The organism is Paenibacillus sp. RUD330, assembly GCF_002243345.2.
Classification (GTDB): domain Bacteria; phylum Bacillota; class Bacilli; order Paenibacillales; family Paenibacillaceae; genus Paenibacillus_O.
This window is the reverse complement of sequence record NZ_CP022655.2, coordinates 3,930,360-3,956,555: the sequence shown is the minus strand read 5'-3', so window position 1 is coordinate 3,956,555 and position 26,196 is coordinate 3,930,360. Positions and strand designations below refer to the sequence as shown.

Below are 26,196 nucleotides of genomic sequence, written 5' to 3'. Positions count from 1 at the left end.
TACCCACTCATGCCGCAACTCGAAAAATTCGCGCTTCCGACTGAAGGCGAACAAATTACGATTCAAGACGGAAAGCTGCAGGTTCCAAGCAACCCGATCGTTCCTTTCATTGAAGGCGACGGCACCGGCCGCGACATCTGGCGCGCATCCAAGCGCGTACTTGACGCCGCTGTTGAGAAAGCTTATAAAGGCGAGAAGAAAATCGCCTGGTACGAAGTGTTCGCCGGCGAAAAAGCGTTCAACCAATATGGCGAATGGCTTCCTGCCGATACGCTGACTGCGATCCGCGAATACATCGTCGCGATCAAAGGTCCTCTGACGACGCCGATCGGCGGCGGCATCCGCTCCCTGAACGTCGCTCTCCGCCAAGAGCTCGATCTGTACGTCTGCCTGCGCCCTGTGCGCTACTTCGACGGCGTTCCTTCCCCGGTGAAGCGTCCTGAGCTCGTGGACATGGTCATCTTCCGCGAGAACACGGAAGACATCTATGCCGGCATCGAGTACCAGGAAGGAACGGATGCAGTGAAGAAGGTGCTGTCCTTCCTGCAGAACGAGATGGGCGTCAACAAGATCCGCTTCCCGGAAACTTCCGGCATCGGCATCAAGCCGGTATCGGCTGAAGGCTCCAAGCGCCTGGTGCGCGCTGCGATCGAATACGCGATCGAGCATGGCCGCAAATCCGTGACGCTGGTCCACAAGGGCAACATCATGAAATTCACCGAGGGAGCCTTCAAGAACTGGGGCTACGAAGTGGCTGAAGCCGAGTTCGGCGACAAGGTGTTTACTTGGGATCAATACGACCGCATCAAGGAAGAGCAAGGAACGGATGCGGCCAACAAAGCGCAGGAAGAAGCTCTCGCAGCCGGCAAAATCCTTGTGAAGGATGCCATCGCCGACATCGCCCTCCAGCAGGTTCTGACCCGTCCGACCGACTTCGACGTCATCGCGACGCTGAACCTGAACGGCGACTACCTCTCCGACGCCCTCGCTGCCCAAGTCGGCGGCATCGGCATCGCTCCGGGCGCCAACATCAACTACCTGACGGGCCACGCGATCTTCGAAGCTACGCACGGCACGGCTCCGAAGTATGCCGACAAAGACGTCGTGAACCCTGGTTCCGTCATCCTGTCGGGCGTCATGATGCTGGAGCACCTGGGCTGGCAGGAAGCTGCCGACCTCATCTACAAAGGTATGGAAGCTTCGATCAACAACAAGACGGTTACGTACGACTTCGCCCGCCTCATGGAAGGCGCAAAAGAAGTCAAGTGCTCCGAGTTCGCCGATCAAGTCATCGCCAACATGTAAGACTTACCAAAGCCCGCTTCGGCGGGCTTTTCCACTCTTCCGGCGCATCCGCGACCAACGGCATTCGGCCGGGAGAGAGCGTTGGCCTGCAAGCGGCGAGGATGGCTGCAGCGAGGTGGCGTCATAGTTCGGCATTCCAATCCGATGGAGGTTATTCACATGGCAATTAAGCGCAACAAGATCACGGTTGTAGGCGCAGGCTTCACCGGAGCGACGACGGCTCTCATGCTGGCTCAAAAAGAGCTGGGCGACGTCGTTCTCGTCGACATTCCGCAGCTCGAAAACCCGACGAAGGGCAAGTCGCTCGACATGCTCCAGGCTTCCCCGGTTCAAGGCTTCGATGCCAACATCATCGGCACGTCCAACTATGACGATACAAAGGATTCCGACATCGTCATCATCACGGCCGGCATCGCCCGCAAGCCGGGCATGAGCCGCGACGATCTCGTGAACACGAACGCCGGCATCGTGCGTTCCGTGTGCGAGAATATCAGGCTGTCGAGCCCGAACGCCTATGTCATCATCCTCTCCAACCCGGTGGACGCGATGACCTATGCGGCCTTCGAGACGCTCGGCTTCCCGAAAAACCGTGTCATCGGCCAATCCGGGGTGCTCGATACGGCCCGCTACTGCACGTTCATCGCGCAGGAGCTCAGCGTATCCGTCGAAGACGTGCGCGGCTTCGTGCTCGGCGGACACGGTGACGACATGGTTCCGCTCGTCCGCTACTCCAATGTCGGCGGTATCCCGATTGAGAAGCTCATTCCGGCCGACCGCATCGAGGCGATCGTGCAGCGCACCCGTGTCGGAGGCGGCGAAATCGTAGGCCTGCTCGGCAACGGCAGCGCATATTACGCTCCGGCGGCATCGCTCGTGCAAATGACCGAAGCGATCCTGAAGGACAAAAAACGCATCCTGCCGGTCATCGCCCTGCTGGAAGGCGAGTACGGCTATGACGGCCTCTTCCTCGGCGTCCCTGCGATCCTCGGCGGCGACGGCATCGAGAAGGTATTCGAGCTCGAGCTGACGGCCGAAGAAAAAGCGGCGCTCGACAAATCCGCCGAGTCCGTGCGCAACGTCGTGAAGGTTGTAGCCGGCACGAACGCGTAAGCGGTACTCGTCGCGGGTCAGATCCGGAACAATATCCTGGGGCCTTCGGGTTCCGGGATTTTTTCTTTTGAACCCGCCTCCACATCGACGGAATGATTTTGCATGGATTCCGATGGATCCGGATCATCCTTTGTGAAGACGGGTCCCCGGAAAAGGGGCTTGCGATTGCCCCTCCGGAGGCGGTTCGCACCAAGTCCATTGCATTCGCACGTCCGCGAATGAGAGAATTTTTAAGAGGATCCGGTTTCAGGTAAGGTCTTAAACGGGTGTCGATCCTCCGAAGCATATAGAACACGCGAGCACCGGCTGAAGGAGGCTGAAGATGGAAGAGGAGTCCTTGATTACGCATGAAGAATATTTGACATCCGCGGAGCTTTTCCGCTCGGCATTCCCGACATTCGCGGCAGAGGTGGAGAGAGTGGAGGCCCGCCGGGGCCGGCTCAACGACTTCCAGCTCATGCAGGCGGTGAGCAAGGCGACCGACAGCATCGTCATCCTCGGCTGGAACTGCCGCAAGACGGTCGCCGCCATGTTCGACGTCTACGCCGAAATCTATCGGCGAGAAGGCAGGGAAGCCGCCGACAAATGGGTCGAAGCGACCTTCGGAGTATCCTACTCGCCGGAGGCGGGCGAGGTCAGGCAAAGCCTGCTGGAAGCGATGGACAGGGTCCACATCCTCATCAAGGCCAAGGAGGCGGAGCTGCAGCTGCTGTACCGGGAGCTGCACGAGCTCAGGACAAGGCTCGAAGAGCCGCAGGCAGACGCGAGTGCGGCTGTCGACGACGAGGAATAGACGGCGTTGGCGGAACCCGCGCCATCCGGAAGGAAGGCTTCCGCCCGCCGTTCAGGAGAAGAGGAGCCTTCGCGGCGATCCCGAAGACAAGCAGGCGTTGACCGAGCGGCAAAGAACCGCGCGGTCCGCCTGTTTGTCGATTCCGGACATTTCCCAGCCGGCCGATCGTTCCGGCTGAGCGGCATGCGGCGGGTCCATGCTATAATAGACTTCACCGATAGAATCAAAGGGCTGGACGGCCGGGAGGTCAGTATGGATACAGCTGTTGGGCACCTAGAGGCGGAAGCCGGCTTCCGCACGCATACGGCCGGCATAGACATCGGCACGACCTCGCTCGCCGTGACGGTCTGGGACGCGTCGTCCGGGCTCGCCGTGCACACCGCGACCGCGCCGAACCGGGCATGGCTTCCGGCGGAGCATCCGTGGGAAAAGCTTCAGGATCCGGAGCGGATCGCCAGCGATGCCGCCATGCTGCTGGAGCAGTGCGGGCACTGGCGCGGCAGGCTCGCCGGAATAGGGATTTCCGCGCAGATGCACGGCATCCTCTATATAGACGGGTATGGAAGAGCGGTCAGTCCGTTGTATACGTGGCAGGACGCGCGAGGAGGAAGAGCTCGGGCGGGGGATGGAGCGGGAGGAGAGTCTCACGCCTCCTGGCTGTCCCGCCTGTCGGGAAGCGGCGTCTACAGCGGTTATGGGTCGGCTACGCACAGCTATAATAGGGAAAACGGCCTGGTTCCGGGTGGAGCGGCCTCGCTGTGCACGATCGGCGACTATGTGGCGATGAGGCTGTGCGGAGCCCGCGAGCCTGTCATGGACGCCACCCAGGCCGCCGGGATCGGCTTGTTCGACCTGGAGGCGGGCCGCTTCGACGCTGCCGCCATCGTTTCAGCGGGCATGGATCCGGCCATGTTCCCCCGGATCGCAGCGGCCGCGGAGGAAGCGCCGGTCGGCAGCATGCCTGACGGCATGCCGGTCTATGCCGCGATCGGCGACAGCCAGGCGGGCTTCATCGGCGGCGCCGGCATCCTGAGGGGAACGCTGCTCGTTACGATCGGCACGGGCGCCCAGATCGCGCTCCACAGCGAGGAGCGGGCAGCGGCGCAAGGGCTGGAATCGAGGCCGATGCCCGGCGGAGGCTGGCTTTTGACAGGCGCGGCTCTCGCGGGAGGCAAGAGCTACGAGCTGCTGGAGCGCTTCCTTCGGGAAGCGGCGGAGCTGGCCGGAGGCGTTGTGCCGGAGCGGTTGTACAGCCGCATGAATGAAGCGGCCGCAGCCGAGCTGGATCGGCTGGAACGGGAGGGAACCAAGCCGGAACTGGCCGTCTCGCCGTTGTGGCTCGGAAGCCGGAGCGATCCGGAGGCGTCCGGCAGCATCGCCGGCATCCGCGAGGGCGGCTTCACGGTTCCGGGCCTGATCGCCGGATTTTTGCAGGGAACGGTCGACGAGCTGCTCGGCATGCTGACTCCGCTGCCTGCCGGACTGCGTGCGGGCATCGTCCGCATCGCAGGCACGGGCAACGGAATCCGGCGCAATCCGGCCATGCGGCGGCTGCTCGCCGCAAGGACCGGCCTGACGCTCCGGATGTCGGCGGCGGAGGAGGAAAGCGCCGCCGGGGCCGCGCTGCATGCGGCTGTTATATGCGGCCTGTACCGCAATCATGAACAAGCGATGCTCGCCGCCGGTTATGCCGGAGGGGAGCTTGAACGATAACAGCATGGCCGCGCCGTCGGGGACGGCGCAAGAAGGGGGTTCATCCATGATAATGCTGGAGGAAGCGCGCGATTTGCTGAAGCGCGTCTACGGCTACGATTCTTTCCGTCAGGGACAGGAGGACATCATCGCGGCCATAACGGGAGGCAGCGATACGCTGGCGATTCTGCCGACCGGCGGCGGCAAGTCGGTCTGCTACCAGATACCGGCGATGCTGCTCTCCGGCACGACGATTGTCGTGTCGCCGCTCATCTCCCTCATGAAGGACCAGGTCGACGCCTTGCGCAGGGTCGGCGTTCCCGCAGCCTTCCTGAACAGCTCCCTTGGCGCTGCGGAATACCGCGAGGTGCTGAGGGCCGCCCTGAACGGCGAGTACAAGCTGCTGTATGTGGCTCCGGAGAGGCTCGACGCTCCCATGTTCGGGGAGCTGTCGGAGCGGATGCGCATTCCGCTCATCGCCATCGACGAGGCTCACTGCGTGTCCCAGTGGGGGCATGATTTCCGCCCGAGCTACCGGCAGCTGGCCGGCTGGATCACGCGGATGGAAGACCGGCCGCTCGTCGCCGCCTTCACGGCGACGGCGACGCCGGAAGTGTCGCAAGATATCGCGGACATGCTCGCCCTGCGCGATCCGAGCATCTTCATCAACGGCTTCGCGAGGGAGAACCTGTCCCTGTCGGTCGTTGCCGGCGCCGACAAGAAACGGTTCCTGACCCGCTTCCTGCAGGAGCGCCCGGACCAATCCGGCATCATCTATGCCGCGACGCGCAAGGAGACGGAGGCGGTCCACGCGGAGCTGCTGCGGCAAGGCATACCCGCCGGCAAATACCATGGCGGCCTAGGCGACGAGGAGCGCGCCGATGCGCAGGAGAAGTTCCGCTTCGACGAGACGCGCGTCATGGTCGCCACCAACGCCTTCGGCATGGGCATCGACAAGCCGAACGTCCGCTTCGTCCTGCACTGGCAGATGCCCGGCGACCTGGAATCCTACTACCAGGAGGCGGGGCGCGCCGGACGCGACGGCGAGGAGAGCGAATGCCTCCTCTTGTTCGAGCCGCAGGATGTCCAGATCCAGCGCTTTCTCATCGAGCAGGGAGCGGGCGACGACGGACGCAAGAGCGTGCAGCTGTCCAAGCTGTATTCTATGATGAACTACGCCCGTACGGAGCGCTGCCTGCAGCAGTTCATCGTCGACTATTTCGGCGAGAAGGGCGTGCAGCCTTGCGGCAAATGCGCCAACTGCCTCGACAAGAGCGAGCGGCTCGACATGACGTCCGAGGCGCAGAAGGCGCTCAGCTGCGTCGGCCGCATGAAAGGGCGCTTCGGCGTCGCGATGGCGGCGAAGGTGCTGAAGGGCTCCCGCGACAAGAAGATCATCCAGTTCGGGCTGGACCGGCTCTCCACCTACGGCCTCATGAGGGAATGGCCGGAGAAGGAGGTCTCCGACTGGCTCTACTGGCTCGTCGCAGAAGGCTACCTCCGCATGAGCGAGGGCCAGTATCCGACGGTGTCGCTGACGGCGGAGGCGCTGCCGGTGCTCGAGGGCAGCAAGACGGTCGTGCGCCGCAAGATCACGACGGTGCGCAAGGCCGCCCAGAGCGGCGGAGGCGAGTCCTCGCCGCTGTTCGAGGCGCTGCGCGACTGGCGTCGGGCAGCCGCTGCCCGCGAAGGGGTGCCGCCGTTCATGCTCTTCTTCGACGCGACGCTGCGCGAGCTGGCGGCGGCGCGGCCGTCTTCGATGGACGAGCTGATGGGTGTGAAGGGAATCGGCGCCGCCAAGGCGGGCAAGTACGGCGAGGAGCTGCTCGCGATCACGGCCGGTGCGGCCGCGGATCTCTCCGGGGAGCCGGATCTGTTCAGCCAGGCTGGGGGCGCGCAGCCGGCGCCCGGCTCCTCCAGGCGGAGCGGCGATGCGGCCTCGGGCGGAGCGGGCAGCCATACCGCCACCTATGACCTGTTCGCGGCGGGCAAGGATGTGGAGGATATCGCGCAGGAGCGCGGCCTCAGCCGCGTGACGGTGGAGAACCATCTCATGCGCTGCGCCGACGAGGGAGCCGAGCTGGACTGGAGCCGGATCATTCCCGAGGAGCAGGAGCCGCTCATTCTCGAAGCCGTGCAGCGGCTTGGCGGCGACAAGCTGCGTCCGCTCAAGGACGCCCTGCCGCCGGAGGTGGACTATTTCGCCATCCATGGCGTGCTCCGCAAGCATGGCATCAGCAAAGGCTAGCCGGACCGGCAGGCCTGCGATCGCCAAACGGAGGCTTCGCATGGCTGAGAGCCGGAGGCTGCTGCAGCCTGCAAGGAGGCAGCATAGAAGGCTCGGCACGAAAAGAGCGGTCCGGAAGGGGCGGAGTGAAGCCCCCGCGGACCGCTCTTTTTTGATGGAGGCGTGGCGCTTGATTAGCCGACCGCCGCGGCACTGGCGTGCTGGATCCGGAGCGGGAAGGATCGGCGGAAGGGAAGGCTGGAATTCGGAAGCGGCTGTGCCGGATGGCGGCTCGCAGCGGGATGCCGCGCAGGCGGGGCCGGAAAGCGGGGGCGAGAGGAGAAAGGGAAGAAAATAAAAGCCAGAGCTAGCGTTGAGGCGTTTTATGCGCTTTTTCGCAGGTTAGTTTTGTAAAGCGAACATCGATTTAGTATACTGAACGTTAGATAGGCCAAGGAGGTAAATAAATGAATTCAATCATGATTTTTCTGCATGTGCTCGGGGCGGGGGGAGTCGGCTTCTACTTGATTCTTCCGTTTCTCGTAGGCCGTGCATCCCGCCTCGCGGGAGCGGGACAGCAAGGGCTGGCCGAAGGGCTGATCGCCGGCAACCGGATCGCCCAGTATTTCCTGATCCTGCAATTCCTGACGGGCGGCTATTTGATCTCCCAGGCGGATTACACGGTGCTGTGGATGGTCGGCGTCATCGTGCTGTTCCTCGCCATCGCGGCGCTCGGCGGCATCCAGACCAAGCCGCTGAAGAGAATCGTCAGCCAGATCCAGGCAGGCCAGAGCGCTACGGCGGAGATCGGCAAAGTGCGCATGTTCAGCTTCATTCTGCTCGTTCTTTACATCGTGACGCTTTACCTGATGGTGAATCCTTTCTACAAATGATTCAGCCGTCGGCCTGGCCATGCCTGAATGGCGGCAACATCCAGTGACAGGGGGAGCGGCAAATGGATAACAGAACTCCGGAGCTGCTTACGTTCGGAGAGAGCATGGCGCTGTTCATGCCTGCCGAGCAGCGCTCGCTGGAGCATGCTTCTACGCTCGAGATCGCCTTCGGAGGCGCCGAGAGCAATACGGCGATCGGGGTTGCTCGGCTCGGCTGCAGCGTCGGATGGTTCGGCGCCCTCGGCGACGATCCGTTCGGGCGGAGAATCCGGAAGGCGCTGCGGGGCGAAGGCGTCGATGTGTCGAGGGCGGCCCTCAGCAAGGAGGCTCCGACGGGAATGATGTTCCGCGAGGAAGAGGCCGGACGGCTCGCCGTCCACTATTCCCGCAAAGGCTCCGCGGCGAGCAGGATGCTGCCGGATCATTTGGATGGCGCTTACATCGGGGGAGCCCGGCTGCTGCATGTGACGGGCATCACGATGGCGCTGTCGGCCGAAGCCCGCGAGACCGTGTTCCGCGCGATGGAAATCGCAGCCGGGGCGGGAGTCAAGATCAGCTTCGATCCGAATCTCCGCCTGAAGCTATGGTCGGTGGACGAAGCGCGGGACAGCATCCTGCGGGCGGCGGCGATGGCGGATTATTTCCTCCCGGGCTGGGACGAGCTCAAGCTTCTCTACGATACGGAGGACGAGGCCCTCATCCTGTCGCGCCTGGCCGAGCTGAAGGCGGTCACGGTCATCAAAGGCAAGGACGGCGCTTCGCTTCTCATGGAGAACGGAGCCGCGGAGGCGATTCCTTTTTACCCGGCGGACAAGGTCGTCGACACGGTCGGAGCCGGAGACGGCTTCGGCGCGGGCTTCCTCGCCGGTCTGCTGAAGGGCATGAGCGCCCGCGAAGCGGCGAGGATCGCCAGCATTTGCGGCGCTCTTGTCGTGCAAGGAAGAGGAGACTGGGAAGCGCTGCCGAGCTGGGCAGCAGTCCAGCAGCGGCTGGATAATTCGGTATGGGTGGAGCGTTGATCCGATGACGGAATTACCGAACAAGGGCGAGCGGCGGCGGGACGGCATTCTGACCGTGCTCAAGCAGCAAGGACGCATAACGATCTCCGAGATCGTAGAGAAGTTCGGCTGCTCCGAGGCGACGGCGCGGCGGGATCTGGAGCTGCTGGAACGCACCGGACCGCTCGTGCGCACGATCGGAGGGGCCATGTACGACGGCATGAATCCCGTCCGGGACAGCTCCTTCGCCGAGCGGCAGGGCATTTCCCTGCTCGAGAAGGAGCATATTGCCCAGGAGGCCGCACGGCATATCGTGGAGGGGGACGTGGTCGGCCTCTCCGGAGGAACGACCAATTATCTCATCGCCAAGCTGCTCAAAACCCGCAAAGGCATCACGGTCGTGACCAATGCGGTCAACATCGCGATGGAGCTTGCAGGAAGCGAGATCCAGGTCGTCGTAACCGGCGGCATGATGCGGCACAACAGCTTCGAGCTGTGCGGTCCGCTCGGAGAAGGCATGGTGTCCCATCTCAACATCGGCAAGATGTTCATCGGCGTCGACGGCATATCGGAAAACGGCGGCATCACGACCTACTCGGAGCAGGAAGCCCAGATCGCCAAGGCGCTGATGAGCCGGTCCCAGATTACCTATGCGGTCTTCGACCAGAGCAAGGTGGGCCGGACATCCTTGTTCTCTATCGCCCAGCTCAAGGATCTGGAGGCGGTCATCACGGACCGCCATCTTCACGGGAGCCTGGCCGACGCGGCCCGGCGCTGCGGCGTCGCGGTCTATGTGGCCGGCGAAGCCGATGAAGAGGAGGAAGCCGCGGAACAAGGCTGAGTCCAGATCGCCGGCACAAAGCTAAGCGAGAGCGGCACAGCATTCATCGTCAACATCCCGGAGCCTGGGGGCTCCGGGATGTTTTTTCATTATCAAGACGAAATTGTTCGTTCTCAATACGAAAAGGCGGCCTGTTGGCACAGGCCGCCTGCAGCGCAAGGAAGGACGGGAAAGTAGGATCAGCGCTCGTAGACCGCCTCGCCGCCGACCCAGGTCGCGGCGACATCGAGGCTCCCGTCAAGCAGCACGAGATCGGCCCACTTGCCTTCGGCGATGCTGCCGGTCTGGGCGGACAAGCCCAGCAGCGCGGCGGGATTGCCGCTGCACAGCCGGCTGACCATCGGCACGCTCCAGCCGCTGGCTTCCTTGAACAGGCGGAGCGCGCCGGCCATCGTGAGCGTGCTGCCGGCCAGATTGCCGGCTCCGGTCAGGCGGCAGATGCCGTCCTTCATCGTCACCGGCTGGCCGCCGAGCTCATACTGGCCGTCGGAGAGGCCGGCAGCCGAGATCGCATCCGTAATGAGCGAGAGCTTGTCAGCCGGCTTGGCGCGGGCGAGCAGCCGCATCGCGGCCGGATGCACGTGATGGCCGTCCGCGATGAGCTCCGCATGGATGCGGTCGTCCGTCAGGATGGCTCCGACCGTGCCGGGCTCGCGGTGGTGGAGGCCCCGGCTCGCGTTGAACGCATGGACCGCGCTGCGGAGGCCGACGTCCGCGGCCGCTTCCACCTGGTCATAGGTGGCATCCGTATGGGCGGCGGCGGCGATGATGCCATGCTCCGACAGCCAGGCGATCAATTCGATGGAGCCGGCCAGCTCCGGAGCGAGCGACAGCTGCTTGATCAGCCCCGGATAAGCAGCGTTCCATTGCTGCAGCCATTCGAGGCGGGGATCGACGCGGAATTCGGGGTTTTGGGCGCCCATCCATTTGGGGCTGAGGAACGGCCCCTCCAGATGCACCCCGCCGATGCGCGCATGCGGCATCGGGGCGCTGCGGTATTCGTCGGCCGCTTCGAGGACGCGGGAGATGTGCTCCTCCGAAGCCGTCATCGTCGTGGCGAGAAGCGTCGTCGTTCCATGCGAGGCGTGGAACTTCGTGATCGTGTCGAAAGATTTTCGGGTGGCGTCCATGAAATCGGCTCCGTAGCCGCCGTGGACATGCAGATCGATGAAGCCCGGGAGCAGCCAGCCCCCGCGGCCGTCGATACTCGGGATATCACTGCCGCCGGCTTGCCCGTCCGGCTCGATGGCCGCGATGCGGCCGTTCTTGACGGTGACGGAGCCGTATAGCGAATCATCGCCGACGGCGATATTTACATGGCTGACGCGAAAGTGCTGCATCCTTCAGTCCCTCCTGTTGCCAGCAAGCTTGCTGCCTCCCGATCGAGCAGTACCGTCACCCTTGCATGGGTCTGCAGCAGGGAAGCGGGGCAATCGGTCGTGATCGGGCCGGTGAGCGCCCGCTTCACGATCTCGGCCTTGTCCGCGCCGCGCACGACGAGCAGGATGCGATAGGCTTTCAGAATGGAGCCGACGCCCATCGTCACCGCTTGCCGGGGCACCTCGTCGATGGAGGCGAAAAAGCGCGCGTTGGCTTCGCGGGTCGCTTCGTCCAGCGTCACGACATGGGTGCCGGCGCTGAGCTGTCTGTCCGGCTCGTTGAAGCCGATATGGCCGTTATGCCCCAGTCCGAGCAGCTGCAGGTCGATGCCCGCCTGCTCAAGCATGACGTCGTATGCGGCGCAGTGGGCTTCCAGATCGCCCGACATGCCGTCGGGCAGGAAGGTCCGGTTGAGCGGAATGTCGATCTTGGAGAACAGATGCTGGTTCATGTAATAAGCGTAGCTCTGCTCGTTGTCCGGCGTCAATCCCACATACTCGTCAAGATTATAGGTCGAGACCGACTTGAAGGAGATTCCGGAGCGGGCGGCCGTATCGACAAGGCTCCTGTAGATGCCTACCGGCGTCGAGCCCGTGGCAAGGCCGAGAACGGCATTCGGCTTGGCGGCGACGAGCTCCGCAATGAGCGAGGCTGCAGCGGCATCCAGCTCTTGGTTATCTTGAAACACGCGAATTTCCATGATCGTTCATCCTCCCAGTCAGCGGCTGTTCGTTTTCTTTAGTCTACGCTTTTTTTGATTCCCTGACAATGAAAATGATCATGACGAACATAAAAATGAGCATTTTAATCAATGGTCATTTTTGCCCCCGCCTGTTTGCCGGGGAATGTCCGAGCGGGGTATGATAAGTAGACTTGAACCACAGGGAACTTGAACCACAGGGAACAACCATGACCGATATAGATGAAGGAGTCGAAGGATGAGCAGCTCACGATATCAGGATACTTCCGGCGGCGGGACGGAGCAGCGCAAGGCGGAGCATATCCGCATCTGTCTCGAGGAGCAGGTGCAGGGAACGGGAGCCGGCAACGGACTGGATCGTTACCGCTTCCTTCACAACGCCTTGCCCGAGCTGGACTGGGCGAGCATTTCGCTGGATACGGACTGGCTGGGCATCCCCATGAAGGCGCCGCTGCTCGTGAGCTCGATGACGGGCGGGACGGACGCTGCGGGCCGGATCAACCGGGGCCTAGCCGAAGCGGCCGAGGAGCGCGGCTGGGCGATCGGGCTGGGCTCGATGAGAGCCGTTTGGGAAAAGCCGGAGCTGGCCGATTCGTTCCGGATCCGCAAGGAGGCGCCAAGCGTTCCGATCATCGCGAATGTCGGAGCGGTGCAGCTCAATTACGGCCTCGATGCCGATGCCTGCCGCAGGCTGGTCGACGCCGCGGAGGCGGATGCTCTCGTGCTTCATCTCAATTCCTTGCAGGAAGTGTTCCAGCCGGAGGGCGACACCTCCTTCTCGGGCTTGCTGGCCAAGATCGAGGCGCTCTGCCGGAATGCGGGCGTCCCGGTCGGCGTGAAGGAGGTCGGCTGGGGCATCGATCCGGACACCGCCGTCCGCCTGGCGGAAGCCGGCGCCTCATTCATCGACGCCGCCGGCGCCGGAGGCACTTCCTGGAGCCAGGTGGAGAAGTTCCGCTCGCGCAGTCCTCTCCGCGCCCAGGCGGCCGAGGCTTTCGCCGATTGGGGCATTCCGACGGCCGAGTCCGTCCTCGGAATCCGCCGCCGGCTGCCCGGCCTGAAGCTCATCGCTTCAGGCGGATTGGCCAATGGAGTCGAAGCGGCCAAGGCGCTCGCGCTTGGAGCCGATCTTGCGGGCTACGGCCGGGCGCTCCTGCCGGGAGCCGCGAGCGGAGCGGACGCGGCGGAGGCCATCGCCGGCCAGATGGAGCGGATCGAATTCGAGCTGCGGACGGCGATGTTCGGCATCGGAGCCGGCGATCTCGCGCAGCTCCGCGGCCATGAACGGCTGAAGCCTGTCCATCCCTGAGGGGACGGACAGGCTTCTTTTTTCAGATGGGGCTCCGTTCTATTTGATCAAACCCGTTCCTTGGATCTTCACCTTCGCCTGGACTTCGAAATTCAGCGTCGGGTACATCCGCTCCCAGTCCTGGAACGCCTTGGAGCTGAGATGGGTAGCCCGGTAGCGGAGGCCGAAGCCGAACGGGTCGACGCCCGCCTTCTGGATTTTCTGGAAGAGCGCGATCGCATCCTTCTCGACGTCGCGCTCGAACATGTTCTGCAGCTCGTTCCAGTCCTGGTTGAACACGTTGTTCGGCGCTTCCTCGATCGAGCCGGCTATGGTCACCTTCATCTTCAGCGTGCCGCTGCTGCTGACGGAATATCGCGAGGAGATGTCGGTCACGGTGAGGATGATGGGATGGCCGTCGAGTTTGGTCTTGATGATGGAGTTCACATACTGCTGGTCCAGCTGGTTGAACAGCTGGGTTTCTTCCGGCGTGAGGATGGTCCGGACCTTGTTCTTGTCCAGCAATGCGAGGCGGTCGACCTCGTAACCGTTTCCGGTCGTGCGGATGACGGGGAGGTAGGGATCCATCCCTCTTTCCGTCCTTCTGCGCTGCAGATCGAACAGATGCTCCGTCCGGATATAGGAGGAGCGGCTGCCGTCCCCTCCGAAGGTGAGGAACAGCGAGTTGCCGGAGTACCTTTCGGACAGGGGCATCTTCTTCAAAATGTCGTATCCCTGGCTGCCGGCCATGGCGATATACGCCGAGCCTTGAATATCGCGGCGCCTGACCATCCAGTCCACCGTTTCGCTGATATCGTCATGGCTCAGCTTCTTTCCGAGCACGAACATTTTGCAGTGCCCGAGGTCGAGCTCCTTGTCCAGCAAAGCCTTGATCCGCCGGACGCCTTCCGAGATTTCGGCAGCCTCGATCGTTTCCACCTGCGATTTCTCCATGCCGGGCTCGATTTTGGAATTCGGGATGGACAGGCGGAGCGTGATGCGGTAAGGCTTCTGCTCGTTGCCGGACTTGTCGATCGCGACGGCGACGACAAAAAAACGCTTGTCGATATCGACGAAGCCGCAGCCGCCGAGCGGCAGCAGGAGCAGCGCCATGGCCGCCAGCAGCCAGGATCGGAGCGGCATTTTCCGCTTTCTTGCCGATGAACCCTTCATATCGGCGTTTTCCTTCGCCGCGAGATGATGAACAGGAACAGCACGGTCGCCGCCTCGAGGAACATGCGGACGATGAGCCATATTTCCGCGACTTCAAAATCGATCCTTTCGTTCAGGAACAGAAGCGACACGAACGAGAGGACGAAAAAGGCCCCGCATATCCACCAGTTGGCCGCCGGGGCGACGCTGTAATCGACTTTGAATTCATAGTTCTTTCTGATGCTGAGAATGAACTCCATCGCCTGGTTCCATCCCGTAATCGTATAGACGATGGACAGCCCCAGGTACAGAAACAGGAAGACGAACACGACGCGCTCGATGAAGCCGTATCTCATCGTCATCGAATCCGCGGTCTGCGTCCATACGTACAGGTAGCGGTCCACCCCCATCGTGCCGTGGAAGCCGATCGGCAGGAAGAAGGTGGCCAGCAGGATCAGCGTGCCCGTGACCGGAATGATCCACCGCCCCTTCAGCCGGAAGTTGGGGGGATTGACCCGGTTGAAGATGGCCATGTTGATATACCCGGTGAAAATAAACGTTCCCGCCCCGACGCTCGACAAGGTCGGAAAGTGGTTCACGTATTGAGCGATCGTGAAGATGGCGTCCCAGCTCAGATCCGGGCTTCGGATGCCTTTGAAGATAATGAGCAGCACGAGCGGGGCGACCAGCAGCATCGTGATCTCGAGCAGATATAGGATCGTCAGCGCCGAGCGGGTCGCTCCGTATACGCAGAGCAAGCCGAGGATGAGCAGCATGTTCCACGCGGGCTGATCCGGGGTCAGCACGCGGTTCATGAGCAAGGTGAAGCCGATCAGCGCGAAGCTGGATGCGAAGAACCACATGAACGCATATATCGGCAGCAGCAGCTTGACGAGCCATTCGGGCAAGAAGAGCCTCAGAATCTCCGGCAGGCCCATGCCCGGGAACCTGGCCAGCGCGCTGGTCGAGGCATATCCGATCGCCGTTCCGACGATCAGGGAGACGATAAGGCCGGATACCGCTCCGTTCATCCGGTCCTTGAGCAGGACGGAGGGCACGTAGAGCATGAGATTGAGCATCGCCACCATGATGAAGCTGTAATAGAAATAGCGGTTCATTCGTGTTTCGCCTCCCCGATGTCGGCATGCTTCAGATCCCCGGGAAGGATCAGCCGGAAATAGGGCCTGCCGAAGCTTCGCTGGCTGCATAAGTAGATGACGAAGTAGAAGAGCCCGCAGGCGACGCCAGGCAGCCCGAAGAAGATGGCGAGCAGGATGAGCGGGTATTTGATGAAACGGACCGACAGCGAGAGGGAATAGACCGGTATGACGAAATTGGATATGGCCATCACGGATGTGACGATGATCATGATGCTGCTGACCAGGCCCGCCTGCTGGGCGGCCTGGCCGAGAATGAGGCCGCCGACTGTCGTAGCGGTGGAGCCGATGTATTTGGGCAGCCTGACGCTCGCTTCCACGAGCATCTCGATCATGAAGAGCATGATGAACACTTCCACGAAGGAAGGATACGGGACGGCCGCCCGGCTGCCCGCGATGGAGAAGGCGAGCTGCACCCGGAACAGCTCCGGGTTGTAGGAGACGATGGCGATATAAAGGGCCGGCAGCGTCGTCGTGAGCAGCAGAGCGCAGAAACGGAGCGACAGAAGCAGGATCGACATCCAGTAATTCTCGTACCGGTCTTCCGTGGCGACCATGAGGTCGAAAAACGTGATGGGCAGGATGATGGCGAACATGCTTCCCTGCATCATGATGATGACTTTGCCGTTGGCCAGCCCCCGGGATACGCGGTCGACCCTTTCGGTGATGAGCTCCATCGGAAAGAGCCGCTTGCGGTTGTCGTTCAGCGCCTTGGCCAGCTCTCCGGTAGCGCTCAGGATATCGGTCTGGATGCCGCGCAGCTTGGCCCGGGCGAGGCTCAGCACCTTGGGGTCGGCCTTGCGCTGATCGAACATCATGAGGACTTGGGTTTTGGACAAATAACCGACCGTATATTCCTCCACCTGGAGATCCGGGGTGGCGTAGCGGGCGCGGATGATGTTGGCCGAATCCGATAGATCCTCGCTCAGCGCGATTTGCGGCCCTTCGATGGAGCTCTCCACGCTCGTTTGCGGCGAGGTGTTGCGGATGACCTTGGCTGCGAAATAGCAGAAGTAGCTCTGCTCGACCTTAAGAAGCACATATCCTCTCAGCATTAGGTCGGTCCAGATGGCGGGATCCTCCACCGGCTTGAAGGACGGGTCGCTCCTCACGACGTCGGCGAACGGCTTCAGCTCTCTGGAGAACGGGACGAAAATGGCGTCGTACAGCTTGTTTTCTTCGACGAGGGTAGCGATGTACGCGACCTCGAGTATGAGCGAGCCGTTGCTGATCCGATGCGTCTTCACATCGTTGGATGTAGCGAACAGCTCGTTGATCCGCTGCAGCACGGGCGTCTCCTCCATTTTCCAAGTAAGGGCTAGTATGCCTGAGGGAGGAAGAAATTATGTGATCTTTTGCCGGCCGGCCGCGGGATGCTTTACAATGAGGGGACAACTAGGGCTCGAGGACGGACTCCTCCCGGCTGGAAAAGGCATGGCCGGCTTGCCGGGCATCATCCGAGCCGGCCGGGAGCATGCGGCGTCGAGCGAAGAAAGCGTGGCTGATAGCGTGAGTGGAACGGCAAAGGGAACACCCGATCAAGGCGGAGAGAGGCTGGAACGGGAGGAGGGAGGCAAGCCGGCAGCCGGAAAGGCGGCGGAACACGGAGCGGAACGCGAGGCGGCGGTGGCGGAACGGCTTGATAACGGCTGGTTCCGGGTGAAAGTGCCGCTGCCCTATTCGCTGCGCTATGTGAACAGCTATCTCGTTCCCGAGACGGACGGCAGCTGGACGCTGATCGATCCGGGTCTCCATACGGCAGAATGCCGGGACATCTGGCTGCAGGAGCTGGACCGCCTCGGAATCCGCATCCGCGACATCGGCCGCATTCTGCTGACCCACCAGCATCCCGACCATTACGGCCTGGCCGGCTGGTTCCAGCAGCAGGCGGGCTGCCCGGTGCTGATGACGGCCGAGGCGGGACGGTATGCCCGCAGGCTGTGGGGAAGCGGCAGCGGCTTTGCGGCCGAATTGACCGGCTGGTTCCGGAATCACGGCATGCCGGAGGAGCTGCTGGACCAGCTCGGCCCGCATCTGGCGTCTTTTCGCGAACGGGTGGAGCCGCAGCCGCGGCTCACGGATCTGGAGCCGGGAAGCCGGCTGGATATGGGCGGGGAGAGCTGGGAGATCATCGACGCGCCGGGACATGCCGGCGGCGGAGTATGCCTGTACAGCGCCGCCAGCTTGACGCTGATCGCCGGGGATCAGGTGCTGCCGCGCATCACGCCGAATATCAGCCTGATTCCCGGCACGGAGGAGGATCCCGATCCGCTTGCTTCCTATCTGGACAGTCTCCGAGGGCTGTCGGGCCTCGAGACGAAGCGGGTGCTGCCGGGCCATCGCGACCCGTTCGCGGATGCCGGCCGCCGGGCCATGGAGATCATAGCCCACCACGAGCGGCGTCTGGAGCATCTGCGCCGCTTGCTGGCGGAAGGGCCGGCCAGCGCGTTCGACCTGTGCGAGCGGGAATTCGGAACCCATCTCCGGCATAACATCCATAACCTGCGCTTCGCGATGTCCGAGACGCTCGCGCATCTGGCCTGGCTGGCGAGGCGCGGCGAAGCAGCCGTTTCCGGTCCGGACGGCGGACCGTGGATGTATGCTTCAGCTTGAGCCGAGGACATCCGATCATGTAGATGGATGAGGCGCGGATCCGTGCTGATCGCCAGAAAAGAGAAGGATAGGGAGCCGCCCCGTGCCGCCTGTCCCCGAATAGCGAGGGCGGGCGGGAGACTTGCGCCTGACAAAGCATACATACGAGGAGGAACATGGATGAAATTTTTTGCCCTTCCGGGAAAAGAACGGTCGGTCGAAGCATACGGCAGCAAGGGAGCGATGTTTTCCGGCATTACGCGGCATGACGGCCGCATCCAGTTCAGCAGCTTCCGCATCGAGCCGGACGGAATCGTCGGGCGTCACCCGGCGCCGGTCAGCCAGCTGTTCCTCGTCGTCGACGGGGAAGGATGGGTCAGCGGACCGGACGGGCAGCATTATGCGATTCGCACCGGACAGGCCGCTTTCTGGGAGCCCGGCGAAAGCCATGAATCCGGTTCGCGGAGCGGAATGACCGTCCTGCTCGTCGAAGGAGAGGAACTGGTCATCGAGATGCAGGAGCTGGCCTCGCTGTAGGCGGGAGGCGTCGATCCGGTTGAAGATGGACCGGGTGCACGGCAAAAAAAAGAAGCTCTTCCCGTTATGGGGGCAAGAGCTTCTTTTTTTATGTGGAGCGGCGATTACGCCAGAGGAACCTCATCGCTGTGCTCGTCCCGGTCGATCTCGCGCTGGGCTTGCTTGCGGTGGGCGATCCGGCTCGCCGCGGATGCCGCGATCGCGCCGACGATGTCATCGAGGAACGTGTGGATCTGCCCGTCGTTCTTATCGTTCAGGCGCACGAGAATGCCGGGCTTGAGCTTGTCGATGTACCCGAAGTTAGTAAGGCCGATGCTGCCGTATACGTTGACGATGGAAAGGGCCAGAATCTCGTCGCAGCCGTAGAGCCCTTCGTCGTTGCCGATCATGTCCTGCAGGGGAGGGATCAGCTTGCCTTCCTCGGCGAGCACGTCGAGCTGGATGCCGGTCAGGATGGCGTTCTGCACTTCTCTTTTGGCCAGGACGGCATCCACGTTCTCCTCGCACTCCGCGAGGGACAGATCCGGATAGTAGTCCTTTTGCAGGAACAGGGCCAATTCGGCGATCTGGGTTTTATTGACGCCGCGCTTCTCCAGCCATACGGCGGTCGCTTCCGCCACCGCCCTGCTGTTGAGCGCATAGGTTCCGGGATCGGACATGTCTCTGCCTCCTAACATCATTTTGAGCCAAGCTTGGTCTAAAAGGATGGTACAACCCATACACATAGTACTACAAAAAGAGCCAGTACCACCAGGCTGCGGCAAGCGGCCGGTTAACCCAAGGGAGGATATCGACAATGAAAAAGCAGCGCTACAAATGGATTCGCCGGGCAGCTCTCACGGGCGCCCTTACCCTGCCGGTCGTCACGGCGGGCTGCGGCTGGTTCTCGCCGTCCGAAAGCAAGGACATCGATCCGCCGCAAGGAGTGACGGGATCGGTCCTTCCCGGCACGGACGCTGTCATCTCGGCTTCCTCGGACGGAGCGGCCACGGTCGCCGACCAGACGGCGGCAAGCGGTCTCACCGTTTATCTCAAAGACAAAAACGGCTATTTGGCGCCTGTCACGATTCAGGCCAAGCTGGACAGCAAGCTGACGCCGGAGGCCCAGGCGTTGGAGCTGCTCGTGAGCGGAGGACCTTACGCCAAGCTCCTGCCTGAAGGCTTCACGGGCGTGCTGCCCCAAGGAACCGAGATCCGCAACGTGCAGATCGACAAAAAGACAGGCCTTGCATCGGTTGATTTCTCCAAGCAATTCTACGACTACAACGAGCAGGAAGAGCGCAGCATCGTCGAAGCCGTCACCTGGACGCTTACCGGCATGGAAGGCGTAAGCGGCGTCAGCTTGTGGGAGGAAGGCGAGAAGCTTCAGGAAATGCCTGTAGGCGCCTTCCCGCTCGATCGTCCGCTGACGCGTGCGGTCGGCATCAATCTTGAAGCCCAGGACGGAGTCGACTACAGCCTTTCGACGCCGGTGACGCTGTACTTCTCCGGCATTACGGATCAGGATGCCCAATATTATGTCCCGGTTACGCGCCTTGTTCCCCGTACGTCCAATAAGCTGGCGTCGGCCATGAAGCAGCTGGCCGAAGGGCCGCTCGACGGAAGCAGCCTTACTCCTGTGTGGGTGCCGGACGTTTCGGTCAAAACCCTGGAGCAGTCCAAGGGAACGGTCACGGTCGACCTGTCCGATGCCCAGTACAAAAAAGGAGAAGCGGCGCCTTCCGAAATGCTGCAAGCCGTCGTCCTGTCGCTGACGGAAAACAGCGGCGCGGGCAAAGTCCAGATCAAGCTCAACGGACAGTCCGACTTCAAGGACAGCCGCAACGTATCCTATACCGAGCCGGTCAGCCGTCCGGAGCATCTGAACGCATTCAAATCGTAAAAGCGGCGCCGCGAGGGCGGAACCCGAAAGCGGTCCTATTCATGCACGGCCAGGGAGCGGGCAATATGCCCGCTCTCTTTTGGCGTTGGCGGAAGCGGCTTCCGCCGGGATGATTTTCCTCTTCCCGTCTGCTACAATGAGGGCTATTGCCGGATACGGCTTGAAGGAGGATGTTGGATCAATGAGAACGGACGGAAGACATTTCGGGCAGCTTCGCCCTGTGACGATCACGACCGGCGTCAATAAATATGCGGAGGGCTCCGTGCTGATCGAGGCGGGAGACACCAAGGTGCTCGTCACGGCGACTGTGGACGAGCGTGTCCCTTCTTTCATGAAAGGGCAAGGAAAAGGCTGGGTTACAGCCGAGTATTCCATGCTGCCCCGCTCGACGCACACCCGCAACCAGCGCGAGTCCCAGCGCGGAAAAGTAGGAGGCCGCACGATGGAGATCCAGCGGCTGATCGGCCGCGCGCTGCGTTCGGTCGTCAACCTGCAGGCGCTGGGAGAGCGGACGATCACGCTTGACTGCGACGTGCTCCAGGCTGACGGAGGGACTCGCACGGCCTCGATCACCGGCAGCTTCGTAGCGCTTGCGCTTGCGGTGGACAAGCTGGCCCGCACGTCGTCCTTCTCCGTCTATCCGCTCACGGACTACCTTGCGTCCACGAGCGTCGGCGTCATCGCCGACCAGCCGCGGCTCGACCTCAACTACGAGGAGGATTCCAAAGCCAAGGTCGACATGAACGTCGTCATGACCGGAGCCGGCAAGTTCGTGGAGCTGCAAGGCACAGGCGAAGAGGAGCCGTTCTCGCGCGAGGAGCTGGATGCCCTTCTCGCTCTGGGAGAATCCGGAATCCGCGAGCTGATTGAAATCCAGAAGCTGGCGCTCGGAGAGGCAGGGTCACGGATAGGGACGGTCAAAGCATGAGCGGGCTTCTCGGAGGCTCCGGACTTGTCGTCGTCGCAACCGGCAATCCCGGCAAGGTCAAGGAATTCGCTCATGCCTTCGCTTCGCTGGGCCTTGAAGTCCGGAGCTTGAAAGACTATGAAGGAATGCCTGAAATCGTCGAGGACGGCGACAGCTTCGCGGCCAACGCCCGCATCAAGGCCGGCCAGATCGGGCGTCTGCTCGGCATCCCGGTGCTGGCGGACGATTCCGGCTTATGCGTGGATGCGCTCGGCGGAGCGCCTGGCATCTACTCGGCGCGTTATGCGGGACCGGGCGCTGCGGATGCGGACAACAACGCCAAGCTGCTGGCGGAGCTCGCTTCGGCGGGGGCGGCTGTTCCGGGCGAAGAGTCGCCTCGTCCCGAAGGCGCATGCCTGTTGAGCGCCGCGCGCTTCAAATGCGCTCTGGCCCTCTATATGCCTTCCGAAGACCGCTTCATTGAAAGCGAGGGCGCGATGGAAGGGTATGTCCTCGACAGCCCCCGCGGCTCGGGCGGTTTCGGCTATGACCCGCTGCTTTGGGTTCCGGCCCTTGGCCGGACGGCGGCGGAGCTGAGCATGGAAGAGAAGCAGGCCGCCAGCCATCGCGGCGCCGCCTTGCGCTCGCTGCTGGAGAAGCTTCGGGGCTGATTGCTGGAGAGCCTTCGGGGCTGGTTGCTGGAGAAGCCTTCGGAGCTGATTGCTGGAGAGCCTTCGGGGCTGGTTGCTGGAGAAGCTTCAGGGCTGCGTGCTGGAGAAGCAGAAGCTTCAGGGCTGTGTGCTGGAGAAGCTTCAGGGCTGATTTCGTCGGTTTCGGCGGGAGTCTTGTAGCGATTGTCAGCGACCGTTTAGTTGAAGCGGTACCGAGCAGCGAGTACAGCTCCGGTCCTACGAGTTGTTGTTCGAGGCTCAACGAGCAGCAGGTTAGTTGCAAGGGATGCTGGAACCGCAGGTTAAGGTGCGACCGCGCAGCCGGTTTAATTTAACGGATGCAGGCTTATGGATGAAGGAACTGCTGTTCGGGCTGTAATCAAGCAGCCGGTGCAATAGATCAAGTGCAGCAGAACCGCTGTTCGAACAGTAACCAAGCAAGCTGGTGCAAAAGATTGCATGCGGCCGAGCCGTTGTTCGAGCTGCAGCCGAGCAGCCGGTTTAATATTTCGATGCAGGAGCAATGTTTAAGCCCTTCATTGAGCGCTGGATCGATACCGGACATACGATCCGTTATTTGAGCATATTTGTGCATCCTCGCTAGCTTATCGGACATACGATCCGTTATTTGTGAACAAATAGCGGGATGCTGATATTGAGACTTCGAATAACGGACCTGATGTCCGTTAAAAAAATTGGGATGGTGGTTTCGGTGGAAATAACGGACCTGATGTCCGTTAAAAAATCGGGAATGTCAGTTTCACACGAATAATAAGGCCTGATTCCGTTGACAATCAGCCGCCGCCGCAATCGTTATGTGCAGACCCTCAAAAAAAGCCGCCGCCGCATCGCTTTTCAAGCGATGCCGCAGCGGCTTTTTGGTTATCGGATCGACACCTTGTATTCCTTCAGCCAGCGGTTGACCTGATAGAGATAGGCGAACAGCTGGGGGCCGGACATGAGTTGGCCGAACCAGGGAATGTTGGAGCTGGCAGCGTCAGAGCCCGCGATCTCGCGGACTTTGGCCGTGTCGATGAGAGGGAGGATCGGAGAGGACGGATCGTCGAGCACATCCAGCAGCTTGGAGCGCACCGCGTTCAGGTAGGCCGGATTGTGGGTTTTCGGATAAGGGCTCTTCTTGCGGAAAAGCACGTCATCGGGCAGGACGCCGCGCAGCGATTGACGCAGAATGCCCTTTTCGCGATCGCCGGAGGTTTTGATCTCCCATGGAATGTTGAACACGTAATCGATGAGGCGATGGTCGCAGAACGGAACCCGGACCTCGAGCCCGGCGCCCATGCTCATCCGGTCCTTCCGGTCGAGAAGCGTCGGCATGAAGCGGGTGATGTTGAGGTAGGACATCGTGCGCATCTTGCGCTGCTTCTCCGTTTCGCCCTTCAGATGGGGCACGGCCGCGACCGCTTCGGAATACCGGTCGCCGATGTATTCCAGCGGGCGGACCCATTCGCGCATCTCCGGCGAAAGCAGCCCGGCCCTCATCCCCGAGGCGAGCGCCCAAGGGAACGTGGAGGCATTCAGCGATTCCTCGCGGTGGAACCATGGATAGCCGCCGAATACTTCATCCGCCGCCTCTCCCGAGATGGCCACGGTGACATCCTTCTTGATTTCCCGGCAGAACAGCAGCAGCGAAGCATCGACATCCGCCATGCCGGGGAGGTCGCGCGCGGTCAGCGCGTCATCCAGAGCGGCGACCAGATCCGGCGTGTCGAAATAGACGTCGTGATGCTCGGTGCCGAGATAATCCCTCATTCTCTGAATCCAGGGGGCGTCGGAGTTGGGCTGGAAGGCATGGGACTTGAAATGCTTGTCGTTGTCGACATAGTCGACGGAGAACGTATGCAGCTGCGCGCCGCCGGAGCGGTTCAGGAAGCTCACGGCGAGAGAGGTCAGAGCGCTTGAATCCAAGCCGCCCGACAGCAGCGTGCCGATCGGCACGTCGGAGGCGAGCTGGCGCTCCAGCGTATCGCGAAGCAGCTCGCCGACATGCGCGGCCGTCTGCTCGACGCTGTGCTCATGCTCGTAGCTTCGAAGCTCCCAATACGTATGGGTACGGACGCCGCTGCGGTCGACGGTCATGCTTTTTCCCGGCAGCAGCTCGGTGAGCTGGCTGTAGACGCCGACTCCGGGAGTCCGGGCCGGGCCGACGATGAACAGCTCGGCGATTCCCTGGGCGCCGACCTCGGGCTTCACGGCCGGATGGGCGAGCAGCGCCTTCGGCTCCGAGCCGAAAATGAACTGGCCGCCAGCCTGGCTGATGAACAGAGGCTTGACTCCGACCCGGTCGCGGGCGAGGAACAGCTTTTCCTCCTTGGCATCCCAAATGGCGAAGGCGAAGATGCCGTTGAACTTTTCGACGGAGGCGGCTCCCCATTCCATATAAGAGGCCAGCAGCACTTCGGTGTCGCAGGTCGTCGAGAAGACGCGCCCTCTGGATTCCAGCTCTCTTTTGAGCTCCGGCGCGTTGTACAGTTCCCCGTTATAAACGATGACGAACTTGCCGTCATCCTGATTGCGAATCATGGGCTGTGCGCCCTTCTCGGGATCCATGACCGACAGCCTGCGATGCCCGAGCGCGCAAGGTCCCGAGATCCAGGTGCCCGAAGCGTCGGGTCCCCGCAGGGCAAGCGTCGACGTCATCCGCTCCAGGTCGTCGCTGTGCAGCGTCAGGTCGCGATTCCAATCGATCCATCCGGTGAATCCGCACATGGGTTATTCATTCCTCTCTTGTTCTAAAAGGTCGGGCAAAAAAAGCGGAAACCAAGAGATCATCCGCCTCATATCGTTTGCGGCGTCCGTACTTCGTCCGCCTGCACTCCCCGAATCGATGCTTGCGGCATGAAACGACGTACTACCATGAATATGCGGAATTCAGGCATAACATGTCTGTCCGCAGGGAGACACTACAAAGGAATTTGACGGTTAAAGGAAGGAGCTGTCGACATCTGTGAATGTCTATGAAGAAGAAGGGCAGCGCAAGACCTACTATGTCTCCGTCGGAGCGGGACAGGTGTTGGAGGATGAGGAGGCGGCCGCCTATGAGCTGGAGATCATCGCCAGCGAGCATGAGCGCGACGGGCTGAAGGCGCTGTTCGCGGAGCTCTCGAGCATGGACGAGGCGGAGATGGCCCATTTCCACAGCAGCCCCTTCGGCTCTGCCAGCCTGGAGGAAATGAACCGGGGCTACGAGGGGCTAATCAAGCAGATCTATACACTGATCTACCGGCTCGGCACCGAAGGGACGCGGAAGCATATCGAATCCATGAACATGGAGATCGGGGGACTCAAGGGGTGAATGTGATCGAAGCCAAGGTCGTCCGTTCCGTCGACAAGGAAGGAATCCCTTGCGGCGAGGTGCAGGTGAGCACGGACGATCCGCAGTGCGAGCAGGTTCTGGCGTATTTCAGCCTGTCCAGGGACGAGGACTACGACCTCGTCTCCATCGTGCGCAGCGACGCGGACCTGCTGACAGACTGGTTCGACAACAGCATGCATACCGCCTATGAAGAGATCACGATGCAGTGGTTCGAAAACGAAAGCGGCAAGACCGACTGGGGCCGCCGCGAAACGTTCAAGCAGCAGGTTCTGAGCAGCGGCCAAGTGCGCTCCGAGCTCGGCAGGCTGCTCGGCGGCTGAGTGCGACGCAGGCAAGACAACAAGAAGGGACTGTCCCGGAAGTCATTTCATGACTTGGGGGCAGTCCCTTTCTGTTTTTTTTGGATATGTCGAGCAATGATGGTTATATTTGCCGAATAAGAACATTTGTTCTATAATTGAGATGGCATCATGGTTTAGCTGATGATTTCCCCATGGTTAAGGGAAGCTTTGAGGATGAGCCGCAAAGCTTCGCGCGAATGGATGCGTTCTGCAGGGAACAGGGATATGTCCGTTCAAGTAAAATTCATCGGGAAATTTATTTGTCGGATCCCCGCAGGACTGAACCGTCCAAGTTGAAAACCGTGTTGAGGTTCCCTGTAAGCAAACAGGATTGAATAAGAATCCACTTGTCCCTGAAAACCGGGTACGACACCAGCATGATGATCCGGCAGCTCG

Annotated in this window: 24 protein-coding genes; 17 read left to right on the top strand and 7 right to left on the bottom strand. The window is 61.6% G+C overall.

The genetic code is table 11. The features are described from left to right. Positions 1-9: 9 nt before the first annotated feature. The 8 genes from icd to CIC07_RS18030 all read left to right on the top strand — a co-directional run bounded on the left by icd (position 10) and on the right by CIC07_RS18030 (position 9,859). Positions 10-1,305, top strand: coding sequence for an NADP-dependent isocitrate dehydrogenase (gene icd, locus CIC07_RS18065; RefSeq protein WP_076354093.1), 1,296 nt, complete (start codon positions 10-12; stop codon positions 1,303-1,305). Between the two features lie 159 nt (positions 1,306-1,464). Continuing rightward, a complete protein-coding gene (mdh, locus tag CIC07_RS18060) occupies positions 1,465-2,415 on the top strand; it encodes a malate dehydrogenase (RefSeq protein ID WP_076354095.1) in 951 nt (316 codons plus the stop codon). Between the two features lie 322 nt (positions 2,416-2,737). Then, positions 2,738-3,208, top strand: a complete 471-nt coding sequence (locus CIC07_RS18055) for a hypothetical protein (protein ID WP_076354097.1) — start codon at positions 2,738-2,740, stop codon at positions 3,206-3,208. Between the two features lie 252 nt (positions 3,209-3,460). Then, the gene (locus tag CIC07_RS18050; RefSeq protein WP_076354099.1) at positions 3,461-4,921 is read left to right on the top strand and encodes a sedoheptulokinase; all 1,461 of its coding nucleotides are present in this window, start codon (positions 3,461-3,463) and stop codon (positions 4,919-4,921) included. A 52-nt stretch (positions 4,922-4,973) separates the two neighbouring features. Beyond that, positions 4,974-7,148: a DNA helicase RecQ gene (recQ, locus tag CIC07_RS18045; RefSeq protein ID WP_083688045.1), complete on the top strand. Its 2,175-nt coding sequence runs from the start codon at positions 4,974-4,976 to the stop codon at positions 7,146-7,148. Positions 7,149-7,594: 446 nt separating this feature from the next. Then, the gene (locus CIC07_RS18040; RefSeq protein WP_076354105.1) at positions 7,595-8,020 is read left to right on the top strand and encodes a hypothetical protein; all 426 of its coding nucleotides are present in this window, start codon (positions 7,595-7,597) and stop codon (positions 8,018-8,020) included. A 62-nt stretch (positions 8,021-8,082) separates the two neighbouring features. Further along, complete coding sequence (locus CIC07_RS18035; RefSeq protein ID WP_076354107.1) at positions 8,083-9,039, top strand: sugar kinase; 957 nt, start codon at positions 8,083-8,085, stop codon at positions 9,037-9,039. 4 nt (positions 9,040-9,043) lie between these two features. Next, on the top strand, positions 9,044-9,859 hold the full coding sequence (locus tag CIC07_RS18030; protein WP_076354109.1) for a DeoR/GlpR family DNA-binding transcription regulator: 816 nt from the start codon (positions 9,044-9,046) through the stop codon (positions 9,857-9,859). 179 nt (positions 9,860-10,038) lie between these two features. On the opposite strand, the gene nagA is transcribed toward CIC07_RS18030, so the two are convergent. Both nagA and nagB read right to left on the bottom strand, forming a co-directional pair. Then, a complete protein-coding gene (gene nagA, locus CIC07_RS18025) occupies positions 10,039-11,199 on the bottom strand; it encodes an N-acetylglucosamine-6-phosphate deacetylase (RefSeq protein ID WP_076354111.1) in 1,161 nt (386 codons plus the stop codon). Further along, the gene (nagB, locus tag CIC07_RS18020) at positions 11,172-11,939 is read right to left on the bottom strand and encodes a glucosamine-6-phosphate deaminase (RefSeq protein WP_076354113.1); all 768 of its coding nucleotides are present in this window, start codon (positions 11,937-11,939) and stop codon (positions 11,172-11,174) included. The genes nagA and nagB overlap by 28 nt, the downstream gene beginning before the upstream one ends. 238 nt (positions 11,940-12,177) lie before the next feature. On the opposite strand from nagB, the gene fni reads away from it, so the two are divergent. Then, positions 12,178-13,248, top strand: coding sequence for a type 2 isopentenyl-diphosphate Delta-isomerase (fni, locus tag CIC07_RS18015; RefSeq protein ID WP_076354115.1), 1,071 nt, complete (start codon positions 12,178-12,180; stop codon positions 13,246-13,248). Positions 13,249-13,287: 39 nt separating this feature from the next. Here the strand turns inward: fni and CIC07_RS18010 are convergent, their stop codons facing one another. From CIC07_RS18010 to CIC07_RS18000, 3 genes are read right to left on the bottom strand one after another with little or no spacing between them, the layout of a single operon-like run. Then, the gene (locus CIC07_RS18010; protein ID WP_165895346.1) at positions 13,288-14,400 is read right to left on the bottom strand and encodes a Ger(x)C family spore germination protein; all 1,113 of its coding nucleotides are present in this window, start codon (positions 14,398-14,400) and stop codon (positions 13,288-13,290) included. Continuing rightward, positions 14,397-15,497: a hypothetical protein gene (locus CIC07_RS18005; RefSeq protein ID WP_076354117.1), complete on the bottom strand. Its 1,101-nt coding sequence runs from the start codon at positions 15,495-15,497 to the stop codon at positions 14,397-14,399. The genes CIC07_RS18010 and CIC07_RS18005 overlap by 4 nt, the downstream gene beginning before the upstream one ends. After that, on the bottom strand, positions 15,494-16,825 hold the full coding sequence (locus tag CIC07_RS18000; RefSeq protein WP_083687881.1) for a spore germination protein: 1,332 nt from the start codon (positions 16,823-16,825) through the stop codon (positions 15,494-15,496). The genes CIC07_RS18005 and CIC07_RS18000 overlap by 4 nt, the downstream gene beginning before the upstream one ends. Positions 16,826-16,919: 94 nt before the next feature. Between CIC07_RS18000 and CIC07_RS17995 the strand changes: the two genes are divergently transcribed. Then, the gene (locus CIC07_RS17995; protein WP_234992867.1) at positions 16,920-18,149 is read left to right on the top strand and encodes an MBL fold metallo-hydrolase; all 1,230 of its coding nucleotides are present in this window, start codon (positions 16,920-16,922) and stop codon (positions 18,147-18,149) included. Positions 18,150-18,308: 159 nt separating this feature from the next. Then, a complete protein-coding gene (locus tag CIC07_RS17990) occupies positions 18,309-18,665 on the top strand; it encodes a cupin domain-containing protein (RefSeq protein WP_076354121.1) in 357 nt (118 codons plus the stop codon). 104 nt (positions 18,666-18,769) lie between these two features. Here the strand turns inward: CIC07_RS17990 and CIC07_RS17985 are convergent, their stop codons facing one another. After that, on the bottom strand, positions 18,770-19,324 hold the full coding sequence (locus CIC07_RS17985; protein ID WP_083687882.1) for a phosphatidylglycerophosphatase A family protein: 555 nt from the start codon (positions 19,322-19,324) through the stop codon (positions 18,770-18,772). 137 nt (positions 19,325-19,461) lie between these two features. On the opposite strand from CIC07_RS17985, the gene CIC07_RS17980 reads away from it, so the two are divergent. From CIC07_RS17980 to rdgB, 3 genes are all read left to right on the top strand, one after another. Further along, a complete protein-coding gene (locus CIC07_RS17980) occupies positions 19,462-20,547 on the top strand; it encodes a GerMN domain-containing protein (RefSeq protein WP_076354123.1) in 1,086 nt (361 codons plus the stop codon). Positions 20,548-20,728: 181 nt separating this feature from the next. Then, positions 20,729-21,475: a ribonuclease PH gene (gene rph / locus CIC07_RS17975; protein WP_076354125.1), complete on the top strand. Its 747-nt coding sequence runs from the start codon at positions 20,729-20,731 to the stop codon at positions 21,473-21,475. Beyond that, positions 21,472-22,125: an RdgB/HAM1 family non-canonical purine NTP pyrophosphatase gene (gene rdgB / locus CIC07_RS17970; protein ID WP_076354127.1), complete on the top strand. Its 654-nt coding sequence runs from the start codon at positions 21,472-21,474 to the stop codon at positions 22,123-22,125. Before rph ends, rdgB begins: the two co-directional genes overlap by 4 nt. Before the next feature lie 882 nt (positions 22,126-23,007). Here the strand turns inward: rdgB and asnB are convergent. After that, positions 23,008-24,852, bottom strand: coding sequence for an asparagine synthase (glutamine-hydrolyzing) (asnB, locus tag CIC07_RS17965; RefSeq protein ID WP_094248133.1), 1,845 nt, complete (start codon positions 24,850-24,852; stop codon positions 23,008-23,010). A 238-nt stretch (positions 24,853-25,090) separates the two neighbouring features. On the opposite strand from asnB, the gene CIC07_RS17960 reads away from it, so the two are divergent. The 3 genes from CIC07_RS17960 to CIC07_RS17950 all read left to right on the top strand — a co-directional run bounded on the left by CIC07_RS17960 (position 25,091) and on the right by CIC07_RS17950 (position 26,135). After that, positions 25,091-25,438 carry a hypothetical protein gene (locus CIC07_RS17960; protein ID WP_076354131.1) on the top strand — a complete coding sequence of 116 codons (348 nt, stop codon included), beginning with the start codon at positions 25,091-25,093 and terminating at the stop codon, positions 25,436-25,438. Continuing rightward, positions 25,435-25,779, top strand: coding sequence for a hypothetical protein (locus CIC07_RS17955; RefSeq protein ID WP_076354133.1), 345 nt, complete (start codon positions 25,435-25,437; stop codon positions 25,777-25,779). The genes CIC07_RS17960 and CIC07_RS17955 overlap by 4 nt, the downstream gene beginning before the upstream one ends. 173 nt (positions 25,780-25,952) lie before the next feature. Further along, positions 25,953-26,135, top strand: a complete 183-nt coding sequence (locus CIC07_RS17950) for a GyrI-like domain-containing protein (RefSeq protein WP_083687883.1) — start codon at positions 25,953-25,955, stop codon at positions 26,133-26,135. Positions 26,136-26,196 lie beyond the last annotated feature (61 nt).